Genomic DNA, 23,649 nt, shown 5'->3' on the forward strand with positions numbered 1-23,649 from the left:
CCCTGCCGAAACCGCCCCTGACCTGCCGCTCGGCGGCGTTGTCAGTGGTGCGGTGCACGATGGGGTGCATGACGGACGACTCGGCGGCGGCGGACCCGGCCGCCGCGCTCTCGGAGTTCTCTCCCGCGACCCGCTCCTGGTTCACGGGAGCCTTCACCGCGCCCACCGCCGCCCAGGCCGGAGCCTGGCGGGCGATCGGCCGGGGCTCCGATGTGCTGGTCGTCGCGCCCACCGGCTCCGGCAAGACACTGGCCGCCTTCCTCGCCTCGCTGGACCGGCTGGCCGGCAACCCGCCGCCGGCCGAGCGCGCCAAGCGCTGCCGGGTGCTGTACATCTCCCCGCTCAAGGCCCTCGCGGTGGACGTGGAGCGCAATCTGCGCAGCCCGCTCACCGGAATCCGCCAGGAGGCGGTGCGCCTGGGGCTGCCGGAGCCGGAGATCACCGTCGGTATCCGCTCCGGCGACACCCCGGCGGCCGAGCGCCGCGCCCTGGTCAGCCGCCCGCCGGACATCCTGATCACCACGCCCGAGTCGCTGTTCCTGATGCTCACCTCCGCCGCCCGCCAGGCGCTCACCTCGGTGGAGACCGTCATCCTCGACGAGGTGCACGCGGTGGCCGGCACCAAGCGCGGCGCCCACCTGGCGCTGTCCCTGGAGCGGCTGGACGAGCTGCTGCCCCGCCCCGCCCGCCGCATCGGCCTGTCCGCCACCGTCCGGCCGGTCGACGAGGTGGCCCGCTATCTCTCCCCGCGGCGCCGGGTGGAGGTCGTCCAGCCGCCCTCGGGCAAGGAGTTCGACCTCTCGGTGGTCGTGCCGGTGGAGGACCTGGGCGAGCTGGGTGCCTCCCCGGTGCGGGAGGGCGACGACCGCGAGAAGCCCTCGATCTGGCCCCATGTCGAGGAGCACATCACCGACCTGGTGCAGGCGCACCGCTCCACCATCGTCTTCGCCAACTCCCGCCGCCTGGCCGAGCGGCTGTGCAACCGGCTCAACGAGATCGCCCATGAGCGGGCCACCGGTGAGCCGCTGCCCGAACACCACTCCCCCGCCCAGCTGATGGGCGGTTCCGGCGCGGCCGCCGGCGCCTCCGCCGTGATCGCCCGGGCCCATCACGGCTCGGTCTCCAAGGAGCAGCGGGCCCAGGTCGAGGAGGCCCTCAAGGCGGGCCGGCTGCCGGCCGTGGTGGCCACCTCCAGCCTGGAGCTGGGCATCGACATGGGCGCGGTCGACCTGGTGGTCCAGGTGGAGTCCCCGCCCTCGGTCGCCTCCGGACTGCAGCGCGTGGGCCGCGCCGGACACCAGGTGGGCGCCGTCTCCACCGGGGTGGTCTTCCCCAAGTACCGCGGCGATCTGGTGCAGGCGGCCGTGGTGACCGAGCGGATGCGCCAGGGGGCCATCGAGGCGCTGCGGGTGCCCGCCAACCCGCTGGACGTGCTGGCCCAGCAGATCGTCGCCATGACCGCCATGGACACCTGGGACGTGGACGAGCTGCTGGCGGTGGTACGCCGGGCCGCCCCCTTCGCCGCCCTCCCCGAATCCGCCTACACCGGCGTGCTGGACATGCTCGCCGGCCGCTATCCCTCCGACGCCTTCGCGGAGCTGCGGCCCCGCCTGGTGTGGGACCGGGTGGCCGGCACGGTCACCGGGCGCCCCGGAGCCCAGCGGCTGGCCGTCACCTCCGGCGGCACCATCCCCGACCGCGGCCTGTTCGGTGTCTTCCTGGCCGGCGCCGACCCAAAGAAGGGCGGCGGCCGCGTCGGTGAACTGGACGAGGAGATGGTCTATGAGTCCCGGGTGGGAGATGTGTTCACCCTGGGCACCACCTCCTGGCGGATCGAGGACATCACCCGCGACCGGGTCCTGGTCACTCCCGCCCCCGGCGTGCCCGGCAGGCTGCCGTTCTGGAAGGGCGACCAGCTGGGCCGCCCGCTGGAACTGGGCCGTGCGCTGGGCGCGTTCCTGCGCGAGGTGGGCGCACTGGACGAGAAGGCCGGCCGCCGGCGGCTCACCGCCGCCGGGCTGGACGCCCGCGCCGCCGGCAATGTGCTGTCCTACCTCGATGAACAGCGCCGCGCCTGCGGCCATGTGCCCGATGACCGCACCATCGTGGTGGAACGCTTCCGCGATGAGCTGGGCGACTGGCGGGTGGTGGTGCACTCCCCCTTCGGCGCCCAGGTGCACGCCCCCTGGGCGCTGGCGCTGGGCGCCCGGCTCACCGAGCGCTATGGCATGGACGCCCAGGTGATGCACGCCGACGACGGCATTGTGCTGCGCCTGCCCGACGCCGACCTGCTGGGCCTGGACCTGCTGGACACCGAACCGGCCGCGCGGGGAACGGAGTTCGACGACGGCCAGTCCCCGATGGGCGCCGCCGATGTGGTCTTCGACAAGGAGGAGATCTCCGGCATCGTCACCGACCAGGTGGGCGGCTCCGCCCTGTTCGCCGCCCGCTTCCGGGAGTGCGCCGCCCGCGCCCTGCTGCTGCCGCGCCGCAATCCCGGCAAGCGCACCCCGCTGTGGCAGCAGCGCCAGCGCGCCGCCCAACTACTCCAGGTGGCCGGTGAGTTCGGCTCCTTCCCGATTGTTCTGGAGGCGGTCCGCGAGTGCCTCCAGGATGTCTTCGACGTCCCCGGGCTGACCGAGCTGATGGGCGACATCGAGGCCCGCCGGGTCCGGCTGGTCGAGGTCACCACGCCCGAACCCTCCCCCTTCGCCCGCTCGTTGCTGTTCGGCTATGTCGCCCAGTTCCTCTACGAGGGCGACTCCCCGCTGGCCGAGCGCCGGGCGGCCGCGCTCTCGCTGGACTCCCGGCTGCTGGCCGAACTGCTGGGCCAGGCCGAGCTGCGCGAGCTGCTGGACGCCGAGGTGCTGGCGGAGCTGGAGCGCGAACTGCAGTGGCTGACCGAGGACCGCCGGGTCAAGGACGCCGAGGGGGTCGCCGATCTGCTGCGCCTGCTGGGCCCGCTCACCGATGCCGAGCTGGCCGAGCGGGGCGCCGAGCCCGGGTGGGCAACGGAGTTGGGCGAGGCCCGGCGGGCGCTCAGGGTGCGCGTCGCGGGCCGGGAGCACTGGACCGCCATCGAGGACGCCGGCCGGCTGCGCGACGCCCTGGGCACCGCCCTGCCGGTGGGCGTGCCGGAGGCGTTCACCGAGCCGGTCAGGGATCCGCTGGGCGATCTGCTGGCCCGGTACGCCCGCACCCATGGCCCGTTCACCTCGGCCCGGGCCGCCGCCCGGTTCGGCCTGGGCACCGCGGTGACCGACGGCGCCCTGCACCGGCTGGCGGCGAACGGCCGTATTGTCCAGGGCGAGTTCCACCCCTCGGGAATCGGCCAGGAGTGGTGTGACGCGGCCGTGCTGCGCCGGCTGCGCCGCCGCTCGCTGGCCGCGCTGCGCCAGGAGCTGGAGCCGGTGCCGCCCACCGCGCTGGCCGCCTTCCTGCCGCAGTGGCAGCACATCGGCGGGCATGGGCTGCGCGGCATCGACGGACTGCTGCGCGCCATCGAGCAGTTGCAGGGGGCGCCGGTGCCCGCCTCCGCCCTGGAGAAGCTGGTGCTGCCCGCCCGGGTGAGCGACTACCGGCCCGCCATGCTCGATGAACTCACCGCCGCCGGCGAGGTGGTGTGGGCCGGGGCCGGCGCGCTGCCCGGCAAGGACGGCTGGATCACCCTGCTGCCCGCCGACACGGCCCCGCTGCTGCTCCCCGCCCCGCATCCGCTGGAGCTCACCCCGCTGCACCAGGCCGTGCTGGACGCCCTCGCGGGCGGCTACGGCCTGTTCTTCCGGCAGATCGCCGAGCGGGTGCACACCGTGCTGCCCGAAGCCGACGGCTCCGCCGGGTCCGAGGCCCGGATCGCCGACGCCCTGTGGGACCTGGCCTGGTCCGGCCGGCTCACCAATGACACGCTGGCGCCGCTGCGTTCACTGCTGGGCTCCGGCCGCACCGCCGGTTCCACCGCGCACCGCGCCAGGCGTCCGGTGCCCCGGGGCCGGTACGGCTCCTTCGCCGGCCGCACCGGTCTGGCCAACCGTCCGGCCGCCGCCCGGGGCGGCCCGCCCACGGTCGCCGGACGCTGGTCGCTGCTGCCCGCGCCCGCCCCCGATGCCACCCACCGGGCGCACGCCCTGGCCCGCACCCTGCTGGACCGCCATGGCGTGGTCACCCGGGGCGCCGTGCAGGCGGAAGGCGTCGAGGGCGGCTTCGCCGCGGCCTACCGGGTGCTCGCCGCCTTCGAGGAGAGCGGGCAGGCCCGGCGCGGCTATGTGGTCGAGGGCCTGGGCGCCGCCCAGTTCGCCATGGAGGGCGCCATCGACCGGCTGCGGGCGGCCGCCACGGCCCGGGAGCGGGCGGCCGGGGCCGGCCCGGTGCCCGGCGGCGGACGGCGGGCGGTGGTGCTCGCCGCGGCGGACCCGGCCAACGCCTATGGCGCGGCCCTGCCCTGGCCGGAGCCGCCGGGCGGCGCCGCCCACAAGCCGGGCCGCAAGGCCGGTGCCCTGGTGGTCCTGGTGGACGGCGCGCCGGCCCTCTATGTGGAGCGGGGCGGCAAGACCCTGCTGGCCTGGCCCTCGGCCGAAGCGGCCGGAGAGCCCTCGGCGGACGACCCCGGGCTGACGGAGGCCGCCATGGCCCTGGCCGAGGCGGCCCGGGCGGGCGCGCTGGGCACCGTCACCGTGGAGCGCGTCAATGGCTCCGCCGCGCTCACCTCTCCCCTGGGCGCCCTGCTGGAGGCGGCCGGTTTCCATGCCACTCCCCGGGGCCTGCGGCTGCGCGCCCCTTAGCCCGATCGGGTGAGCCGGTGGCCGCCGAAGCGGCCCTCACCCCGCCTGGGGCGGGGCACACAGTGCACCGGCAGCAGGCTCAGCCCCCAGCCGGCGAGCACCAGCCCGCCCACCGCCCCGTCCCGGCCGCCTGCCGCCCACAGCGGCCAGCAGGCCGCCCCGCACCACAGGGCGCCGGCCAGCAGGGCGAGCGCCCGCCGGCCCGGCCTGCGCAGCCGGTGCCGGCCCCGGATCCCGCGCCATGGCATGGCTGCCTCCTCGGACCGGACCACCGCCGGCGGCACCGCCCTCAGCCGGGCCGTTGCCCGCCCAGGCGGGCCAACTCCCGCTCCAGTTCCTCGATCCTGCGGTCGCGCCGGTGCAGTTCCACCAGGACCCGTTGCTCGCCCTCGTGCACGCCCTCCAGACAGACGGCCCGGACAAAGGCCCCGGCCGCCTGCTCGTCGAGCTCCGAGACGAGCATCAGCTCCTGGGTGAAGCGGGTCACCGCCTGCTCGTCCATGTCCCCAGGAGACCCTGCCCCGGCCGGGTGCGCCACCGGGCGCCGGACACCGCCCGGATCAGGCGTTCTCCGCCTGGAACATCCAGTGGTGCTTCTCCAGGTCGGCGGTGAGCCCGATCAGGATGTCCTGGGTCACCGGGTCCGGCTCCCCGGTGGCCCGGATCCGCTCGCGCATCCGCCCGATCACCGCGCCCAGCGCCTCGACCATGACGCGGACCACATCCGCGTCCTTGGTCCAGCCACCGCCGAGCGGATCGATGCCACTGGTCTTGGCGACCGTCTCGGCCCGGCCGTCCGGGGCGAGGCCCAGCGCCGAGGCCCGCTCGGCCACGGTGTCCATATGGGTCCGGGCCGAGGCCACCACCTCGTCCAGCTGAAGGTGGACGGAACGGAACCGGGGCCCCACCACGGTCCAGTGGACCTGCTTGGCGACCAGGGAGAGATCCACCAGGTCGACCAGCGCGCCCTGCAGGGCGTCCCCGACGGTCTTGCGGTCCTGTTCGGGCAGCGGGCTCTTCACAACAGACATCCGCTTTCTCCTCTTCAGGCGTTGCATCGGATTGGTCCCGGTTTTCCCACCATGACACAGGGGCGGGAATCGGGCCCGGAATGCACCGGAGCCCCGGTCAGGCTTCTGACCGGGGCTCCGGGAACAAAACCCAGACGCCGTTGAACGGTGTCAGGCCGCGACCACGTCCACGGCCTCCGCGGGTGCCTTGATGGTCACGCGCTCGGTGGGGACGCCCGTAACGGACGCCACGGACATCGAATTGAACATCGGCCGCATCGGCGCGGGTACCGGCTCGCTCGCCGCCGCCGACTGCGCCAGCTCGGCGAGCGAAAGCTCATCGCTCACCTCGCGCATGACCTCGGACATCCGTACGTCCAGAGCGTCGCAGATTGCGGAGAGAAGCTCGGAGGACGCCTCTTTCTGCCCGCGCTCGACCTCGGAGAGATACCCGAGCGAAACCCTGGCGGATGAGGAGACCTCGCGCAGAGTGCGGCCCTGGCGCTGGCGCTGCCGACGCAGCACGTCACCCAGCAGGCGACGGAGCAAAATCATCGGTGGCTCCCTCCTTGGACCGCGAATCCGGATCCTTCACGCCCCACCGTACCGCCTCGGGGTGCGGCCGTGCGGGGAGCTATCTCGTGTTCACTCAGGGCTGCAAACATCCATTCCCCCCCGTGTGTTCCGTATCCTGTGCCCTCGCGTTTCCCGCCAATTCGCTGAGCAGCAGCGCCAGAACGGCCTCGGTGCTCCGGGCCCTGATCCGCTCCCGGTCCCCGGCCAGCGAGAGCGCGCGTACCGCCGCCCGGCCGTCCGGACCGGCCACCGCCACAAAGACGGTGCCCACCGGCTTGCCGTCCTGAGGTTCGGGCCCGGCGACACCGGTGGTGGCCAGACCCCAGTCGGCGCCCAGCAGTGCGCGTACCCCGCGGGCCATCTGCCGGGCCACCTCGGCGTCCACCGCGCCGTGTTCGGCCAGCAGGGACCCGTCCACACCCAGCACCTCACGCTTGACCTCGGTGGCATAGGCGGTCACCGAGCCGCGCACCGTGCGGGAGGCCCCCGGCACCGCGGTCAGCGCGGCGGAGACCAGGCCGCCGGTGAGGGATTCGGCGACGGCCACCGTCCGGCCCGCCCGTTCCAGCGCCGCCAGTGCCCGCCGGGCACCGGCGGAACCGGCCGCGCTCAACGCTCCGGCTCCCCGGCCGGGGCGGCCCGGCGCAGCACCACGGCCTGGCGGATGTAGTCGAGCCCGGTGAGCACGGTCAGCACCACGGCCACGGCCATCACCCAGAACCGCAGGGTGGCCAGCCAGTCGGTGAGCGGCAGGATGTACATCCCCACGCCCACGCCCTGGAACAGCGTCTTGAGCTTGCCGCCGCGGCTGGCCGGGATGACGCCGTGCCGGATCACCCAGAACCGCATCAGGGTGATGCCGATCTCGCGGAAGAGGATCACGCCGGTGACCCACCAGGGCAGGTCATGCAGGGCGGAGAGGCAGATCAGCGCCGCGCCCATGATCGCCTTGTCGGCGATCGGGTCGGCGATCTTGCCGAAGTCGGTGACCAGGTTGTACGAGCGGGCCAGGTGACCGTCGAAGAGATCAGTGATCATGGCGACGGCGAAGGCGGCCCAGGCGAAGGAGCGCCAGGCCGGATCGTCACCCCCGTCATGCACCATCAGCAGCACAAAGGCGGGTACCAGGCACAGCCGGATCATGGTGAGGATGTTGGCGATGTTCCACAGCCGGGCCGGCCGCCGCGCCGTCGCCGGTGCGGGGCTGCCCGCGGCCGAGGCCGGGACTCCGCTCATCTGCCCGCCTCCTCGGTACACCCGCCGTCTCCCACCGGCTCGGCGATGAGATCGACGCCCTCGCTCGCCACCACCTTGGCCACGACCATACGGCCGGGGGCCGGAGCGGTGTCCATGGAGCCGACGAGAAGCCGGACCTGCCCGTCGGTCTCGGGGGCCTGGTGGGCCGCCCGGCCGAGCACGCCGTCCTCCTCGTCGAACCTCTCGACCAGTACTTCGATTGTCTCGCCGATCCGCTCCTCGGCGCGCTGCGCGGTCAGCTCCTCGGCCAGCCGGGAGACGCGGGCCAGGCGTTCGGCGACCACATCCTCGTCCACCTTGTCCTGGTAGCCGGCCGCCTCGGTGCCCTCCTCGTCGGAGTAGCCGAACACGCCGATCGCGTCCAGGCGGGCCTCGGACAGGAAGCGTTCCAGCTCAGCGAGGTCCTCCTCGCTCTCGCCGGGGAAGCCGACGATGAAGTTGGAGCGGGCGCCGGCCTGGGGGGCCTTGCCGCGGATGGTGTCCAGCAGCTCCAGGAAACGATCGGTGTCGCCGAAGCGGCGCATGGCCCGCAGCACCCCGGGGGCGGAGTGCTGGAAGGACAGGTCGAAGTAGGGGGCCACCTTCTCGGTGGAGGTCAGCACGTCGATCAGCCCGGGCCGCATCTCGGCCGGCTGCAGGTAGCTGACCCGGATCCGCTCCAGGCCGTCCACCGCCGCCAGCTCCGGCAGCAGGGTCTCCAGCAGCCGGATGTCCCCGAGGTCCTTGCCGTAGGAGGTGTTGTTCTCGGAGACCAGCATCACCTCCTTGACGCCCTGCTCCGCCAGCCAGCGGGTCTCCGCCAGCACATCGGAGGGGCGGCGGGAGATGAAGGAGCCGCGGAAGGAGGGGATGGCGCAGAAGGAGCACCGCCGGTCGCAGCCGGAGGCGAGCTTCACCGAGGCCACCGGGCTGCTGCCCAGGCGACGGCGGAGCGGGGCCCGCGGCCCGGAGGCCGGGGCGAGGCCGTCCGGCAGGTCGGCGGGCGGGGTGTCCTGGGCGTGGCCCGGCAGCGCGACATCCGCGCTCTGGCGCTCGGCGGGGCTGATCGGCAGCAGCTTGCGCCGGTCGCGCGGGGTGTGCGAGGCGTGGACGCCGCCGGAGAGGATGGTCTGCAGCCGGTCGGAGATATCGGCGTAGTCGTCGAAGCCCAGCACGCCATCGGCCTCGGGCAGCGCCTCGGCCAGTTCCTTGCCGTAGCGCTCGGCCATGCAGCCCACGGCCACCACGGCCTGGGTGCGACCATGATCCTTCAGATCGTTGGCCTCCAGCAGGGCGTCGACGGAGTCCTTCTTGGCGGCCTCCACAAAGCCACAGGTGTTGACCACGGCCACATCGGCGTCGGCGGCGTCCTCGACGAGGTCCCAGCCATCCGCCGCCAAGCGGCCTGCCAGCTCCTCCGAGTCCACCTCGTTACGGGCGCAGCCAAGTGTGACAAGAGCGACGGTACGGCGTTCGGGCATAGGGCTCAGCCTACTTTGTCCCGGCGCCGCCTCGGCCGCCGAGTGCGGAGAGCCTGGTCACCCGGTGGCTCCGCGCACCCGGCGGCCGGTCAGCCGGCCACCGGGTCACCCCGGGTGTAGCTGAGCCGCTGGACCTGCCCGCCATCACCGACGTTCTTGATCTCTTTGCCGTTGACGAACAGCTGGACGGCTCCGGCGTTGCCCAGCACCAGATCGATCCGCTTGCTGTCGGTGAAGGTCTTGGACGCGCCGCGTTTGAGCACGCCCTCCTCCAGAGTCTTGCCGTTGTGGTCCTTGGCGGACATCCAGGTCTGGTCTTTTTCCGCGGTGAGCTTGACGACCACCTTGTTCGCCGGGACCCCGGCGATGGCGCTGTCCGAGGGCTCCGGCCGGGGCCGGGACGGCTTGGCGGCGTTGGGCTTGCCGGGGGCCTTGGAGGGGGTGGCCGACGGGCCGGCCGCCACCGGGTCGTCCTGGTTCCCGGCTCCGCCGTTGAAGAGGGTGAAGCCGACGAAGCCGACCACCGCCACGATCGCGGCGACCATGGCGGCCGTCCAGTTGGGGCGCCGGGGCTCGGGCCGGATCCGCTCGGCCTCGAAGACGGGGGCGGCCTGGCTGGGCCGGGGGCGGCCGCCGCGCTCGGCGTCGTAGGTCTCGATGAGCCCGGTGGAGTCGATGCCCACGGCGCGCGCCAGGGTGCGGATATGCCCCCGGGCGTAGACGTCCCCGCCGCAACGGGAGAAGTCATCCTGTTCCATCGCATGGATGATCGGAATGCGTACGCGGGTGGTGGAACTGACCTCATCCACCGTCAGTCCGGCGTTGATTCGGGCTTGCTGAAGGGTGCGGCCGATGGAGGGCCGTTCGTCTTCCTGAGGAGAGTTGCCGATGGACACCTGGGCGCCTTTCGAGCGTGCAGCCACCTGCTGGAATATCAGTCTAGGGGGGATGCGAAAGCGTCCGGCAAGCGGGAAGCCGGACTTTGTACGCCATCAGAAGACTCTGCCGTACCGGCGCCACCGGTGGCGCTGGCGCGGGCACCGCCGAAGGCCCGTCAGGAGCCGCCGTCCCCGCGGATCATCGCGAGCACCCCGTCCAGCTCGTCCGGCTTGACGAGCACATCGCGGGCCTTGGAGCCCTCGCTGGGACCCACGATGTTGCGCGACTCCATCAGGTCCATGAGCCTGCCCGCTTTGGCGAAGCCCACGCGCAATTTGCGCTGCAGCATGGAGGTCGATCCGAACTGGGTGGAGACCACCAGCTCGGCGGCCTGGCACAACAGATCGAGGTCGTCACCGATGTCCTCGTCGATCTCCTTCTTCCTGGCCGTGCCGACCGTGACGTCCTCGCGGAAGACCGGGGCCATCTGTTCCTTGCAGTGCCGCACCACCGAGGCCACCTCGGCCTCGGTGACAAAGGCGCCCTGCATCCGGGTCGGCTTGCCGGCGCCCATCGGCAGGAAGAGGCTGTCGCCCTTGCCGATCAGCTTCTCGGCGCCCGGCTGGTCCAGGATGACCCGGCTGTCGGCCAGCGAGGAGGTGGCGAAGGCCAGCCGGGACGGCACATTGGCCTTGATCAGGCCGGTGACCACGTCCACCGAGGGCCGCTGGGTGGCCAGCACCAGGTGGATGCCGGCGGCCCGGGCGAGCTGGGTGATGCGGACGATGGAGTCCTCGACATCGCGCGGGGCCACCATCATCAGGTCCGCCAGCTCGTCGACGATCACCAACAGATAGGGGTACGGGGACAGTTCGCGCCCGCTGCCGTCCGGCGGGTTCACCCTGCCCTCGCGCACCGCGGCGTTGAAGTCGTCGATGTGCCGGAAGCCGTAGGCGGCGAGGTCGTCGTAGCGCAGGTCCATCTCGCGCACCACCCACTGCAGCGCCTCGGCGGCCCGCTTGGGGTTGGTGATGATCGGCGTGATCAGGTGCGGAATGCCTTCATAGGCGGTGAGTTCGACGCGCTTGGGGTCGATCAGCACCATCCGCACATCATCCGGGGTGGCGCGCACCATCACCGAGGTGATCAGGCAGTTGATGCAGGAGGACTTACCGGAACCGGTGGCTCCGGCGACCAGGATGTGCGGCATCTTGGTCAGGTTGGCCATCACATAGCCGCCCTCGACGTCCTTGCCCAGCGCCACCAGCATTGGGTGCTCGTCACCGGCCGCGTCCGCCAGGCGCAGCACATCGCCGAGATTGACCATCTCCCGGTCGGTATTGGGGATTTCAACGCCGACGGCCGACTTGCCGGGAATGGGGCTGATGATCCGTACATCCGGACTGGCCACCGCATAGGCGATGTTCTTGGTGAGCGCGGTGATCCGCTCCACCTTGACCGCGGGGCCCAGTTCCACCTCGTAGCGGGTGACCGTCGGGCCCCGGGTGAAGCCGGTGACCGCGGCGTCCACCTTGAACTCGGCGAAGACAGTGGTCAGTGAGGCCACTATGGCGTCATTGGCGGCGCTGCGGGCCTTGCCCGGGCCACCGCGCTCCAGCAGGTCCAGGGTGGGCAGCGCATAGGTGATGTCACCCGCCAGCTGGAGCTGCTCGGCGCGTGCCGGCAGCCCCGAGGAGGGTTCGGGGGCGGGCTTGGTCAAGTCGGGGACATAGCCCGGCTGTTCCTCCGCTTCTCTGGCCTCCTTGCCCTTCCTGGCCTTGGCGCCGCGTCTGGCCGGCACCTCCGCCGTGGGCTCCTCCGGCGAGATGCCGCTGCTGAGGCCGGCCACCAGCGGTGAGGGCTGCACCCCGTGCAGCACCGCCCCGTCCAGGTCGGCGGCGGCCGCGGCGGCCAGGTCCACCGGGTCCGGCTCCCCCGCGCCACGGCGGGGGCGGCGGCGCCTGGCGAGCGCCTGCTCCTCGGACGCGCCGGGATCCGCCTCCTCGGCGGCGGGCAGCCGGCGCGGACGGCGGGCGGGCGCCTGGCGCCACTCGGCGGTGTGCTCCGGTTCCTCGTACTCCCCCGGGTACTCGCCGGGCCCGGGCTCGATCACCCCGAGCCTTATGCCCGCCTGCCGCAGCCGGCGGGGGATGGCGTTGACCGGGGTGGCGGTGACCACCAGCAGCCCGAAGACGGTGAGCAGCACCAGCAGCGGCACCGCCAGCACCTCGCCCACCGTGTAGATCAGCGGCTTGGCGGCCGCCCAGCCGATCAGGCCGCCGGCGTTCTGCAGCGCCCGGGAGCCATCGCCGCGGCCCGGCGATCCACAGGCCACATGGACCTGCCCGAGGACACCGACGACCAGGGCGGACAGCCCGATGACGATCCGTCCATTGGCCTCCGGCCGCTCGGGATGGCGGAACAGCCGTACCGCGATCACCGCCAGCAGTATCGGCACCACCAGATCCAGCCGCCCGAACGCCCCGGTGACCAGCATCTTCACCAGATCGCCCACCGGTCCCTGGAGGTTGGACCAGGTGCCGGCCGCGATGATCAGGGCCAGGCCCAGCAGCAGCAGCGCCAGCCCGTCCTTGCGGTGCGCGGGATCCAGGCCCTTGGCTCCCCGCCCCACGCCCCGGAAGGCCACGCCCACCCCCTTGGCCATGCCGCGCCCGACCCGGCGGGCACCACCGGCGGGCGGTTTGGCGGCAGCCTTCTTGGCGGCGGGCTTCCGGGCGGGCGCCTTGCCGGCGGGCCGGGCGGCCGCCTTCTTGGCGGCGGCGCCCGGGGCGCGTCCGGCGCGCTGCTTGGAGTTGCCCGCCGTGCTCTGGGAACCCTTGCCGGACGTACGTGAGGCCATGATGCCGAGGTTACCGTTGCTGACGAGTGGTTACACCTGCGCCCAGGGGTTCACCCGTTCGTGTCGGGCCGGCGCTATTGCGCCGGTGACGCAGCGTCAAACGGGTGAAAGCCCTTGCGGGACGAAACGGCGTGCGCCCTCAGGTCTGCGAGGGAACCGGCGGTGCGCTGCTGCCGGCGCCCGGCTCCAGGGCGTCCAGCGCCCGTCGCAGACCGTTGAGTTTGCGCTCCAGATGGGCCGCGGTGGCCACCGCGGCCGCGTCCGCCGACTCGTCCAGCTGCTTGGACAGCGCCTCGGCCTGCTCCTCCACCGCCGCCAGCCGGGCCGACAGCTCGGCGAGCAGCCCCGCGGGCTCCGCGGCCCCGGCCGCGCCCGCACGGCCGGACTGGCCGCCGTTCTCCAGCTGCAGCCGCAGCAGCGAGGCCTGCTCGCGCAGCTGGCAGTTCTTCATATACAGGTCGACGAAGACCGAGACCTTGGCCCGCAGCACCCAGGGGTCGAAGGGCTTGGAGATGTAGTCCACCGCTCCCGCGGCATAGCCGCGGAAGGTGTGGTGCGGACCGTGGTTGATGGCCGTGAGGAAGATGATCGGGATGTCCCGGGTCCTCTCCCGCCGCTTGATGTGCGCCGCGGTCTCGAAACCGTCCATCCCAGGCATCTGGACGTCCAGCAGGATCACCGCGAAGTCGTCCGTCAGCAGCGCCTTGAGCGCTTCCTCCCCTGACGATGCCCGCACCAGTGTCTGATCGAGCGCCGAGAGGATGGCCTCCAGCGCGAGCAGATTTTCCGGCCGGTCATCGACCAGGAGGATCTTGGCCTTCTGCACCATGGCCGCCCGTCCTCCTCGCCCCGGCGCGGGGCCTCCCCTGCTCGAAGAGCTCGGGGAAGCTCCGGGCGCCGCCCCAGGGGACGACTCCCTTGCGCCGCCCGTCCTTGTGCCGGTCATGGTAGCCGCACCCCGGCCGTCACCACACCCTGTCACCACGATGTCACTGCGCACATAGCGGAAACGTGGCGGCGGAGCGGAAAGTTCCCGGAATGCGGGGGTCGCACACCTCCTCGGACACGGTCTGTCAGCGGACAGTCGGAGCCCATCCTTCCGACTGTCACTCAGCGCGCATCCACTGCTCCATCACCGACAACAGATGATCCGTATCGACCGGCTTGGTGACATAGTCGGACGCTCCGGCGTCGATGCTCTTCTCCCGGTCGCCCTTCATCGCCTTGGCGGTGAGCGCGATGATGGGCAGCTCCGCGAACTGCGGCATCCTGCGGATCGCGGCCGTGGTGGCATAGCCGTCCATCTCCGGCATCATGATGTCCATCAGCACCACCACCACATCGTCGTGCTGCTCCAGGACCTCGATGCCCTCCCGGCCGTTCTCCGCGTAGAGCACGGTGAGCCCGTGCTGCTCCAGCACGCTGGTGAGCGCGAACACATTGCGGATGTCGTCATCGACGATCAGCACCTTCTCGCCGTGGAAGCCACGGGCGGCCACCCGCGGCGGCTGCTCCTCGCGGGGCGCCGGAGCCTGTTCGGTCCCGCCCGGCGCGGCCTGGACCTCACCACGGGCCGCGTCCGGCTCCGCCTCGTGCCGGCCGTTGCCCTGCGCGGCCCGCCGGCGGCGCAGGAAGAGACCGGCGGCACCGCTGGGGAAGGCGTCCGCGCCGGCACCGGCCTCGGCCGTGGCGGCCTCCTGGCTCTCCTCCTCGGCGCCCTGCCCCCCGGGCAGCAGCTGGCCGAAGCCCTCGGCGGGCAACTCCCCGGCGTTCAACGGCAGATAGAGGGTGAAGGTGGACCCCCGGCCGGGCTCGCTGGCGGCATGGATCTCGCCGCCCAGCAGCCGGGCGATCTCCCGGCTGATCGACAGCCCCAGCCCGGTGCCCCCGTACTTGCGGCTGGTGGTCCCGTCCGCCTGTTTGAACGCCTCGAAGATCACCCGCATCTTGCTGGCGGCGATCCCGATGCCGGTGTCGGTGACCGAGAAGGCGATCAGCTCACCGTCCGCGTCACGCAACGCCCCGGCCTCCAGCAGCTGTTCGCGGATGGAGTCCGGCACATCCGTACCGGCCGGCCGGATGACCAGCTCCACCGCCCCGCCGTCGGTGAACTTCACCGCGTTGGACAGCAGATTGCGCAGCACCTGCAGCAGCCGCTGCTCATCGGTGTGCAGGGTGGCGGGCAGCTCCGGCGAGACCCGTACCGAGAAGTCCAGCCCCTTCTCCGCCGTCAACGGCCGGAAGGTGGCCTCCACATAGTCCACCAGCTGCACCAGGGCGATCCTGGACGGACTGACGTCCATCTTGCCCGCCTCCACCTTGGACAGGTCGAGGATGTCGTTGATCAGCTGGAGCAGATCCGAGCCCGCGCCATGGATGGTCTCGGCGAACTCCACCTGCTTGGGGGAGAGATTGCCGTCCGCGTTGTCGGCCAGCAACTTGGCCAGGATCAGCAGGGAGTTGAGCGGGGTGCGCAGCTCATGCGACATGTTCGCCAGGAACTCCGACTTGTAACGCATGGAGACGGCGAGCTGTTCGGCCCGCTCCTCCAGCACCTGCCGGGCCTCCTCGATCTCGGTGTTCTTCACCTCGATGTCGCGGTTCTGCCGCGCCAGCCGCTCGGACTTCTCCTCCAGCTCGGCGTTGGACAGCTCCAGCGCCTTCTGCCGGTTCTCCAGCTCCGCGGAGCGCTCGCGCAGCTGCTCGGTCAGCTCCTGGGACTGCTTGAGCAGCACCTCGGTCTTGGTGTTGACGCTGATGGTGTTGACGCTGGTGCCGATCATCTCGGCGATCTGGCTGAGGAAGTCCCGCTGGATCTGGGTGAAGCGCTGGAAGGAGGCCAGCTCGATCACGCCCAGCACCTGGCCCTCGAACAGCACCGGCAGCACGATCACATGGGCGGGCGGGGCGTCGCCCAGCCCGGAGGCGATCTTGAGGTAGCCCGACGGCACATTCTCCAGCGGGATGGTGCGCTTCTCCTTGGCCGCCGTGCCGATCAGCGACTCGCCCGGCCGGAAGGACGTGGGCATGGAACCCATGGAGTAGCCGTAACTGCCCAGCATCCGCAGCTCGTAGTCGTCCTCGCCCCCGTCCACCTCCCCCGCCGGCATGGCCAGGAAGAAGGCGCCATGCTGCGCGGAGACCACCGGGGTCAGCTCGCTCATGATCAGCTGGGCCACGTCCTCCAGGTCGCGGCGGCCCTGCATCAGGCCGGAGATCCGGGCGAGGTTGCCCTTGAGCCAGTCCTGCTCCTTGTTGGCGAGGGTGGTCTCCCGGAGGTTGGCGATCATCGTGTTGATGTTGTCCTGGAGTTCCAGGATCTCGCCGGCCGCCGCCACATCGATGCGGAGGTTGAGGTCGCCCCTGGTCACCGCGGTGGCCACCTCGGCGATGGCCCGCACCTGGCGGGTGAGGTTCCCGGCCATCTCATTGACGGACTCGGTGAGGTCGCGCCACACACCGTCCACATCGCGCACCCGGGCCTGGCCGCCCAGCTGCCCCTCGGTGCCGACCTCCCGGGCCACCCGGGTCACTTGGTCGGCGAACGAGGAGAGCTGGTCGACCATGGTGTTGATGGTGGTCTTCAGCTGGAGGATCTCGCCGCGCGCATCGATGTCGATCTTCTTGGTGAGATCGCCCTGGGCGATGGCGGTGGTCACCATGGCGATATTGCGCACCTGGCCGGTGAGGTTGGAGGCCATGGAGTTCACCGACTCGGTGAGGTCCTTCCAGGTCCCGCTCACCCCGGGGACCCTGGCCTGGCCGCCCAGGATGCCGTCGGTGCCCACCTCGCGGGCCACCCGGGTCACCTCGTCCGCGAAGGACGACAGGGTGGTCACCATGGTGTTGACGGTGTCGGCGAGCTGCGCCACCTCGCCGCGCGCCTCCACGGTGACCTTCTTGGTCAGGTCGCCATTGGCCACCGCGGTCGCCACCTGCGAGATGTTCCGCACCTGTGAAGTCAGGTTGTTGGCCATCAGGTTGACGTTGTCGCTGAGGTCCTTCCAGATGCCGGTGACATCGCGCACCCGGGCCTGACCGCCCAGCTGGCCCTCGGTGCCCACCTCACGGGCCACCCGGGTCACCTGCTCGGCGAAGTCCGACAGCTGGTCCACCATGGTGTTCACGGTGGTGACCAGTTCCAGGATCTCGCCCTTGGCATCGACCGTGATCTTCTTGGAGAGGTCGCCCTTGGCGACCGCGGTGGTCACCTCGGCGATATTGCGCACCTGCGAAGTCAGGTTGTTCGCCATGAAGTTGACGGACTGGGTGAGGTCCTTCCAGGTGCCGGAGACCCCCTGCACCTCGGCCTGGCCGCCCAGGATGCCCTCGGTGCCCACCTCACGGGCCACCCGGGTCACCTGGTCCGCGAAGGCGGACAGCTGGTCGACCATGGTGTTCAGGGTGTTCTTCAGCTCCAGGATCTCGCCCCGGGCATCCACATCGATCTTCTGCGACAGATCACCCCGCGCCACCGCCGTGGCTACCTGGGCGATATTGCGCACCTGGGTGGTGAGGTTACCCGCCATGCCGTTGACCGAGTCGGTCAGATCGCGCCAGACACCGGCCACGCCCGGCACCTGGGCCTGGCCGCCGAGCCGGCCCTCGGTGCCCACCTCGCGGGCCACCCGCGTCACCTGCTCGGCGAAGGCGGAGAGCTGGTCGACCATGGTGTTGATGGTGTTCTTCAACTCCAGGATCTCGCCCCGGGCATCCACATCGATCTTCTGCGACAGATCACCCCGCGCCACCGCCGTGGTCACCTGGGCGATCTGCCGCACCTGGGACGTGAGGTTGCCGGCCATGAAGTTGACCGAGTCGGTCAACTCCTTCCAGGTGCCGCTGACTCCGGGCACCCGGGCCTGACCGCCGAGGCGGCCCTCGGTGCCCACATCCCGGGCCATCCGGGTCACCTGGTCGGCGAACGAGGAGAGCTGGTCCACCATCGTGTTGACGGTGTTCTTCAACTGGAGCATTTCGCCGGAGACTTCAACGGTGACCTTCTGCCCCAGATCACCATTGGCCACCGCCGTGGTCACCTGCGCGATATTGCGCACCTGGCCGGTGAGATTACGGAAAGCGGTGTTCACCGAATCGGTGAGGTCCTTCCAGGTCCCCGCCGCCCCCGGCACCTGAGCCTGACCGCCCAGCTCGCCCTCGACCCCGATCTCCCGGGCCACCCGGGTCACTTCACCGCTGAAGGACTGAAGCTGGTCCACCATGGAATTGACGGTGTTCTTCAACTCCAGCATTTCGCCGGACACATCGACGGTGACCTTCTGCCCCAGATCACCATTGGCCACCGCCGTGGTCACCTGCGCGATATCCCGTACCTGGCCGGTGAGATTACGGAAGGCCGTGTTCACCGAATCGGTGAGGTCCTTCCAGGTCCCCGCCGCCCCCGGCACCTGAGCCTGACCGCCCAGCAGGCCCTGGAAACCGATCTCGCTGGCCACCCGCGTCACCTCGTCGGCGAAGGTGCGCAGCGTCTCGGTCATCTGGTTGATGGTCTCGGCCAGTTGCGCGACCTCACCGCGCGCGCTCACCGTGACCTTCTGCGACAGGTCGCCGCTGGCGACCGCGGTGGTCACCTGGGCGATGCCGCGCACCTGAGCGGTGAGGTTCCCGGCCATCAGGTTGACGGAGTCGGTGAGGTCCTTCCAGACCCCGGCCACCCCCGGCACCTGCGCCTGGCCGCCCAGCTCGCCCTCGGTGCCCACCTCCCGGGCCACCCGGGTCACTTCGGAGGCGAAGGACGACAGCTGGTCCACCATGGTGTTGACGGTGTTCTTCAGCTCCAGCATCTCCCCGGCCACATGAACCGTGACCTTCCGGGAGAGATCGCCCTTGGCGACCGCCGTGGTCACCAGGGCGATGTCACGCACCTGGGCGGTCAGCCGGGAGGCCATGGTGTTGACGGAGTCGGTGAGGTCCTTCCAGGATCCCGACATCCCGCGCACCCGGGCCTGGCCGCCGAGCTTGCCCTCGGTGCCCACCTCGCTGGCCACCCGGGTGACCTCGTCGGTGAACGCGGACAGCTGGTCCACCAGGCCGTTGACGGTCCGCCCGACCTTGAGGAACTCGCCGCGCAGCGGATGCGCCGCCCCGTCCGCGCCCTGGGCCCGCAGGTCCATCCGCTGTTCCAGGTCGCCCTCGGCCACCGCCGACAGCACCCGGCCCACCTCGGAGACCGGCCGCACCAGGTCGTCCACCAGGGCGTTGGCCGCCTCCACCGCGCTCGCCCAGGCGCCCTCGCAGGCCCCCACCTCCAGCCGTTCGGTGAGCTTGCCCTCCCGGCCGACCACCCGCCGTACCCGCGCGAGCTCCCCGGTGAGCTGGAGATTGCGGTCCGCAACCTCGTTGAAGACGGCGGCGATCTCGGAGAGCACCCCGTCCCCGGAGACCGTCAGCCGCTTGCGGAAGTTGCCGTCCCGCATCGCCTCCAGCGCCGACAGCAGCCGGTGCAGCGCGGCGGTGTCGACCTCCGTCGTGCCATTGGGCCGGGACCGTCCGCCCTTCGCGCGCGTGCTTGCGCTCCGCGCCGCTCCGCCAGACTCCACCGTCGGTCCCTCCCGCAGGGTCGCTGATCCTCGTAGGGGTTTCGCTTCCAGCCTGCCCAGTGTTTCACCAGCCCACCGGGGCGGCTGCCCGTCAGAGGGTAACGAGCGCACCCGGCCCTCGTTGAAACCGGACCGTTACCCACCGCCCCGGCTCCCGCCGACGAGCCGCACAGCCTACGACGCCTCGCATGCCACGGCAGCACCGCGCCATGACAAAGGAAAGCGTGTACGAGTTGTGGCCCTTCTCATTCACTCCCGGATTAACGGGCTCTGTTCCCCACCGCCCCGGGCAACGGTTTAGCCTGGCGGACGAATCGACGTCCTGGAATCGGGCACAGGACTCGGGGGAGCGATGAGAGGCCAATGGGGAGTGCTGTGATCACCGCGCGGGCTGCCGCCACCTTCGAGCCGGTCGGACGTTCGGTCGCCGCCGCCCGCGCATTCGTCAGGGACACACTCCAGGGGTGGGGATTCCCCGACATCATCGACGACGCCGTCGTACTGACCAGCGAACTGGTCACCAATGCCGTGGTGCACGCGGGCACCGCCGCCGATGTGCTCTGTGTACGGGCCGACGGCGGCGTCCGCATCGAGGTCGGCGACCGCTATCCGGAACGTGAACTGCCGCTGCAGAGCCCCGGCCGCCAGTTCGGCGGGCTCGACCGCGAGGGCGGCCGCGGCCTGCTGCTGTGCACCGCGCTGGCCGCGCACTGGGGCGTCGAGTACACCTCCACCCACAAGAAGGTGTGGTTCCGCCTCGACGTCGACGACCGCCCCGCCGGCACCCGCTCCGCCGGCCCGGCCCTGCCCGCCGAGGCACTCCCGCTGGCCGAATCCCGGGTGCGGGTGGCGGTCGTCCAGATCGACCGCTGCGGCGCCATCAGCGCCTGGAACGACGACGCCGAGCACCTCTTCGGCTACCCGGCCGACCAGGTCACCGGCAAGCCGCTGGCCGACTTCGCCGCCTGGCCGCACACCCCCGGCACCTCCACCGGCATCGCCGAGGCGCTCTGTCTGTCCCGCTGGGAGGGCTCCTACGGCATAAGGGGCGCCGATGGCCGGGTCATCCCGGTCTACGCCTCCCATCTGCGGGTCCGCGACAACGAAGGCGCCCCCTCCACGGTCTGCCTGCTGGTGCGCGACGACGAGCGCGCGGTGCTGCTGAGCCCCCAGCGCCCGCCGGCCGACGCCAACGCCACCGAACGCGGCGGCCCGGCCGACCCCTTCGAGGTCTTCATCGGCTCCCCCGCCCCCGACGACCTGGACGGCCTGCTCCAGCGCACCGTGGAACGCGCCCGCGACATGCTCGACGGCGACGCCGCCTATCTGCTGCTGGCCACCGACGACGAGACCGAACTGGAGGTACGCGCCTCCACCGGCCTGCCCTCCGCCCGCCAGCGCTTCGCCCGGGTCCCGGTGGAGGCCGGCGCCGGACGCTATGGCTCGGCCCGGATGCCCTCCGTCCACGACGACCTCAGCGCCATCCCCGGCGCGGTACCCCTGCTCGCCGAGACCGGGATGCGCTCGGTGGTCACCGTGCCGCTCAAGGTCGAGGGCCGGCTCACCGGTTCACTCGGCGTGGCCGCGGAGGCGGCACACCGCTACGGCAACGAGGAGGCACTGCGACTGCAGTTCGCCGCCGACCGGATCGCCCTGGCCGTGGAGTCCGCCCGGCTGGGCGAACTGGAACGGCTGCGCCGCGGCTCCCTGTCCTTCCTGGTCGAGGCCTCCGACCTGCTGGCGGGCACCCTCGACCGGGACCAGACCCTGGCGCTGATGGCCCAGATGACGGTGCCCACCCTGGCCACCTGGTGCGCCGTGTACACCATCGCCGACCAGTCCTCCGAGCCCGAACTCTCCTATGTCCTGCACGAGGACGAGGACCTCATCGACGGGCTCAAGGCCCTGCTGGCCAAGGTCGACCCACCGGAGTCCGTCCCCACCCCCGGCGCCCGGCTGTGGACCGCGCCCGCCGAGGCGGCCCGGGCCAAGGACCTGCGCGCCACCCTGCGCGACCTCGGCCTCACCGAGCCCGACCGGCACCACTCGGCCGCCCCCGGCATCACTCTGGCCACCGCCTCGGCCGTCGGCGGCGAGACCGTGGTCCTGCCACTGGTCGCCCGCAACCGCGTCATCGGCATGCTCACCCTGGGCAAGCCCGTCGACGACCACTTCCGCCAGGAGATCCTGGAGCTCGCCGAGGACCTCTCCCGCCGGGCCGCGCTCGCCCTGGACAACGCCCGGCTCTACAGCGAACGCACCGCCATCAGCCAGAGCCTCCAGCGCAGCCTGCTCCCGCCCGGCATGCCGGACATCCCCGGCGTGGAGGTCGAGGTCATCTACCGGGCCGCCGGCGAGGGCAATGAGGTCGGCGGCGACTTCTACGACCTCTTCCCCATCCGCGACGGCGCCTATGGCTTCGCCATCGGCGATGTCTGCGGCACCGGACCGGAGGCCGCCGCGGTCACCGGCCTGGCCCGGCACGCCCTGCGCCTGCTGGCCCGGGAGGGCTTCGGCGGCCCCGCGGTACTGGAACGGCTCAACGCCGCCATCCTGGACGAGGGCGCCCGCAGCCGCTTCCTCACCCTGCTCTATGGCGAGCTCTGGCCCCAGCAGGACGGCAGCGCCCTGCTGAAGGTGGTCTGCGCCGGCCACCCGCTGCCACTGCGCCTGCGCCAGGACGGCAGCGTGGCCCCGGCCGCCGATCCGCAGCCGTTGCTGGGTGTGATGGACGATCTGGAGCTCTACGAGCAGACGGTCACCCTGGATCCGGGCGATGTGCTGCTGTGCGTCACGGACGGTGTCACCGAGCGCCGCGAGGGCAGCAGGATGCTGGGCGACGACGGTCTGGCCGAGGTGCTGACCACCTGCACCGGCCTCACCGCCGGCGCGGTCGCCGCCCGGGTGCTGCGCGCGGTGGAGCGCTTCGCCGCCGAGCCGGCCTCGGACGACATGGCCATCCTGGCCATGCGCGTCCCCGAGCCCCAGCAGCTCTGAACTCCCCTGCCGGAAAAGGCGGAAGGCCCTCACCGGTCTCGGTGAGGGCCTTCTCGCTTCAGAGCCCCAAAACGGAATCGAACCGTTGACCTTCTCCTTACCATGGAGACGCTCTGCCGACTGAGCTATTGGGGCCGGCAACGAGATAAAGCATACCCGATCCTCGGACGTGCTTTTGACCAACCGTGCGTCTGACCAGCTAGGCCGCCATCGGCAACAGCCCGCCCAGGCCGTTGCACACCGAGACCATCCGGCGGAGCTCACGCCGGGACATCCCTTCCGCCATGGGGAGCGCAAGGCAGTCATCGACGGCGCGCTCGGTCTCCGGCAGCCGTACTTCGCACCGGTACGCCGGAGTTCGGTGCACCGGCGTCTGTACGGGCACCCGGCAGCGCACTCCCCGGGCGCGCAGTGCCCGGGCGAACGCGTCCCGGTCCGGCCGGCCATTGCCGGGCACCCGCACCACATACGAGTGGTAGCTGTGCTCAACGCCCGGCGCCACGCCGGGAGTTGTGACCCCGGTCAGCCGGGCGTCGAGATAGGCGGCGTGCTCCCGACGACGGCGGACGGCCACCGCGTCGGACGGCGCCTGCTCGATGTGCTCGACCACCACCAACTGCCGGGCTTCCGCCAGAGTGTGAAAAGACGTCAGGTCAGCGGGGTGGCCGAAGAGACCGACCGGCACGATGGCGGTGGTGCGCGGGGAAAGCGCCCTCAGCACGGCCACCGGGTCCAGACAGAGGCTCTGTGCGTCGATGTCCGCGAAGACGGGCCGGGCCCCCGTGCTCCGCACCGCCTCGGCGGCCCCCGTGGTCGCGTACGAGGGCACGATGACCTCGTCACCGGAGCCCACACCCGCCGCCGTCAGCATCTCCGCAGTCCCCATACCTCCGGATGGTGGACGCGACACGTTAACCCGGGGTGACACTCCGCACCGGTTCGGGGAAACAAAAAAGCTCCGGCATCTGAACCGAAGTCCAGACACCAGAGCTTTTTTGAATAATTGTTCGGCGGCGTCCTACTCTCCCACACGGTCCCCCATGCAGTACCATCGGCGCTGAAAGGCTTAGCTTCCGGGTTCGGAATGTAACCGGGCGTTTCCCTAACGCAATGACCACCGAAACACTATGAAACATGTCAACAACCGGCACTTTGGTTGTTCGTGGTTTCAGAACCAACACAGTGGACGCGAGCAACTGAGGACAAGCCCTCGGCCTATTAGTACCAGTCAGCTCCAACCGTTACCGGTCTTCCACACCTGGCCTATCAACC

At 71.3% G+C, this 23,649-nt stretch carries 14 protein-coding genes, 1 tRNA gene and 1 rRNA gene; 2 read left to right on the forward strand and 14 right to left on the reverse strand.

The features are described from left to right. The first annotated feature begins 68 nt into the window (after nt 1-68). Entirely contained in the window at nt 69-4,778 is a 4,710-nt protein-coding gene (locus ACIHFE_RS11130; protein WP_400105555.1) for an ATP-dependent helicase, read from the forward strand. On the opposite strand, the gene ACIHFE_RS11135 is transcribed toward ACIHFE_RS11130, so the two are convergent. The 11 genes from ACIHFE_RS11135 to ACIHFE_RS11185 form a co-directional block, all read right to left on the reverse strand. Continuing rightward, complete coding sequence (locus ACIHFE_RS11135; RefSeq protein ID WP_400105556.1) at nt 4,775-5,026, reverse strand: hypothetical protein; 252 nt, start codon at nt 5,024-5,026, stop codon at nt 4,775-4,777. The genes ACIHFE_RS11130 and ACIHFE_RS11135 overlap by 4 nt on opposite strands. 41 nt (nt 5,027-5,067) lie before the next feature. Continuing rightward, nucleotides 5,068-5,280 carry a hypothetical protein gene (locus ACIHFE_RS11140; protein ID WP_400105557.1) on the reverse strand — a complete coding sequence of 71 codons (213 nt, stop codon included), beginning with the start codon at nt 5,278-5,280 and terminating at the stop codon, nt 5,068-5,070. Nucleotides 5,281-5,338: 58 nt separating this feature from the next. Beyond that, nucleotides 5,339-5,809, reverse strand: coding sequence for a Dps family protein (locus ACIHFE_RS11145; RefSeq protein WP_400105558.1), 471 nt, complete (start codon nt 5,807-5,809; stop codon nt 5,339-5,341). Between the two features lie 150 nt (nt 5,810-5,959). Continuing rightward, on the reverse strand, nt 5,960-6,343 hold the full coding sequence (locus ACIHFE_RS11150) for a helix-turn-helix domain-containing protein (RefSeq protein WP_400105559.1): 384 nt from the start codon (nt 6,341-6,343) through the stop codon (nt 5,960-5,962). 94 nt (nt 6,344-6,437) lie between these two features. Beyond that, nucleotides 6,438-6,977: a CinA family protein gene (locus ACIHFE_RS11155; protein WP_400105560.1), complete on the reverse strand. Its 540-nt coding sequence runs from the start codon at nt 6,975-6,977 to the stop codon at nt 6,438-6,440. After that, a complete protein-coding gene (gene pgsA / locus ACIHFE_RS11160; RefSeq protein WP_400105561.1) occupies nt 6,974-7,600 on the reverse strand; it encodes a CDP-diacylglycerol--glycerol-3-phosphate 3-phosphatidyltransferase in 627 nt (208 codons plus the stop codon). Before pgsA ends, ACIHFE_RS11155 begins: the two co-directional genes overlap by 4 nt. After that, nucleotides 7,597-9,081, reverse strand: coding sequence for a 30S ribosomal protein S12 methylthiotransferase RimO (gene rimO / locus ACIHFE_RS11165; RefSeq protein ID WP_400105562.1), 1,485 nt, complete (start codon nt 9,079-9,081; stop codon nt 7,597-7,599). The genes pgsA and rimO overlap by 4 nt, the downstream gene beginning before the upstream one ends. A gap of 89 nt (nt 9,082-9,170) precedes the next feature. Further along, on the reverse strand, nt 9,171-9,977 hold the full coding sequence (locus ACIHFE_RS11170) for a helix-turn-helix domain-containing protein (RefSeq protein WP_400105599.1): 807 nt from the start codon (nt 9,975-9,977) through the stop codon (nt 9,171-9,173). 158 nt (nt 9,978-10,135) lie between these two features. Beyond that, nucleotides 10,136-12,820, reverse strand: a complete 2,685-nt coding sequence (locus ACIHFE_RS11175; protein ID WP_400105563.1) for a DNA translocase FtsK — start codon at nt 12,818-12,820, stop codon at nt 10,136-10,138. Nucleotides 12,821-12,959: 139 nt separating this feature from the next. Then, entirely contained in the window at nt 12,960-13,649 is a 690-nt protein-coding gene (locus ACIHFE_RS11180; RefSeq protein ID WP_400105564.1) for a two-component system response regulator, read from the reverse strand. A gap of 277 nt (nt 13,650-13,926) precedes the next feature. Then, nucleotides 13,927-19,380: a HAMP domain-containing protein gene (locus ACIHFE_RS11185; protein WP_400105565.1), complete on the reverse strand. Its 5,454-nt coding sequence runs from the start codon at nt 19,378-19,380 to the stop codon at nt 13,927-13,929. 363 nt (nt 19,381-19,743) lie between these two features. Between ACIHFE_RS11185 and ACIHFE_RS11190 the strand changes: the two genes are divergently transcribed. Then, a complete protein-coding gene (locus tag ACIHFE_RS11190) occupies nt 19,744-22,377 on the forward strand; it encodes a SpoIIE family protein phosphatase (RefSeq protein WP_400105566.1) in 2,634 nt (877 codons plus the stop codon). A 62-nt stretch (nt 22,378-22,439) separates the two neighbouring features. Here the strand turns inward: ACIHFE_RS11190 and ACIHFE_RS11195 are convergent. The 3 genes from ACIHFE_RS11195 to rrf form a co-directional block, all read right to left on the reverse strand. Then, a tRNA-Thr gene (locus tag ACIHFE_RS11195) sits at nt 22,440-22,512 on the reverse strand. Between the two features lie 64 nt (nt 22,513-22,576). Then, on the reverse strand, nt 22,577-23,263 hold the full coding sequence (locus tag ACIHFE_RS11200) for a DegT/DnrJ/EryC1/StrS family aminotransferase (protein WP_400105567.1): 687 nt from the start codon (nt 23,261-23,263) through the stop codon (nt 22,577-22,579). 119 nt (nt 23,264-23,382) lie between these two features. After that, nucleotides 23,383-23,499: ribosomal RNA gene (gene rrf, locus ACIHFE_RS11205) — 5S ribosomal RNA — on the reverse strand. Nucleotides 23,500-23,649 lie beyond the last annotated feature (150 nt).

This window comes from Streptomyces sp. NPDC052396 (genome assembly GCF_044593195.1).
GTDB lineage: Bacteria > Actinomycetota > Actinomycetes > Streptomycetales > Streptomycetaceae > Streptomyces.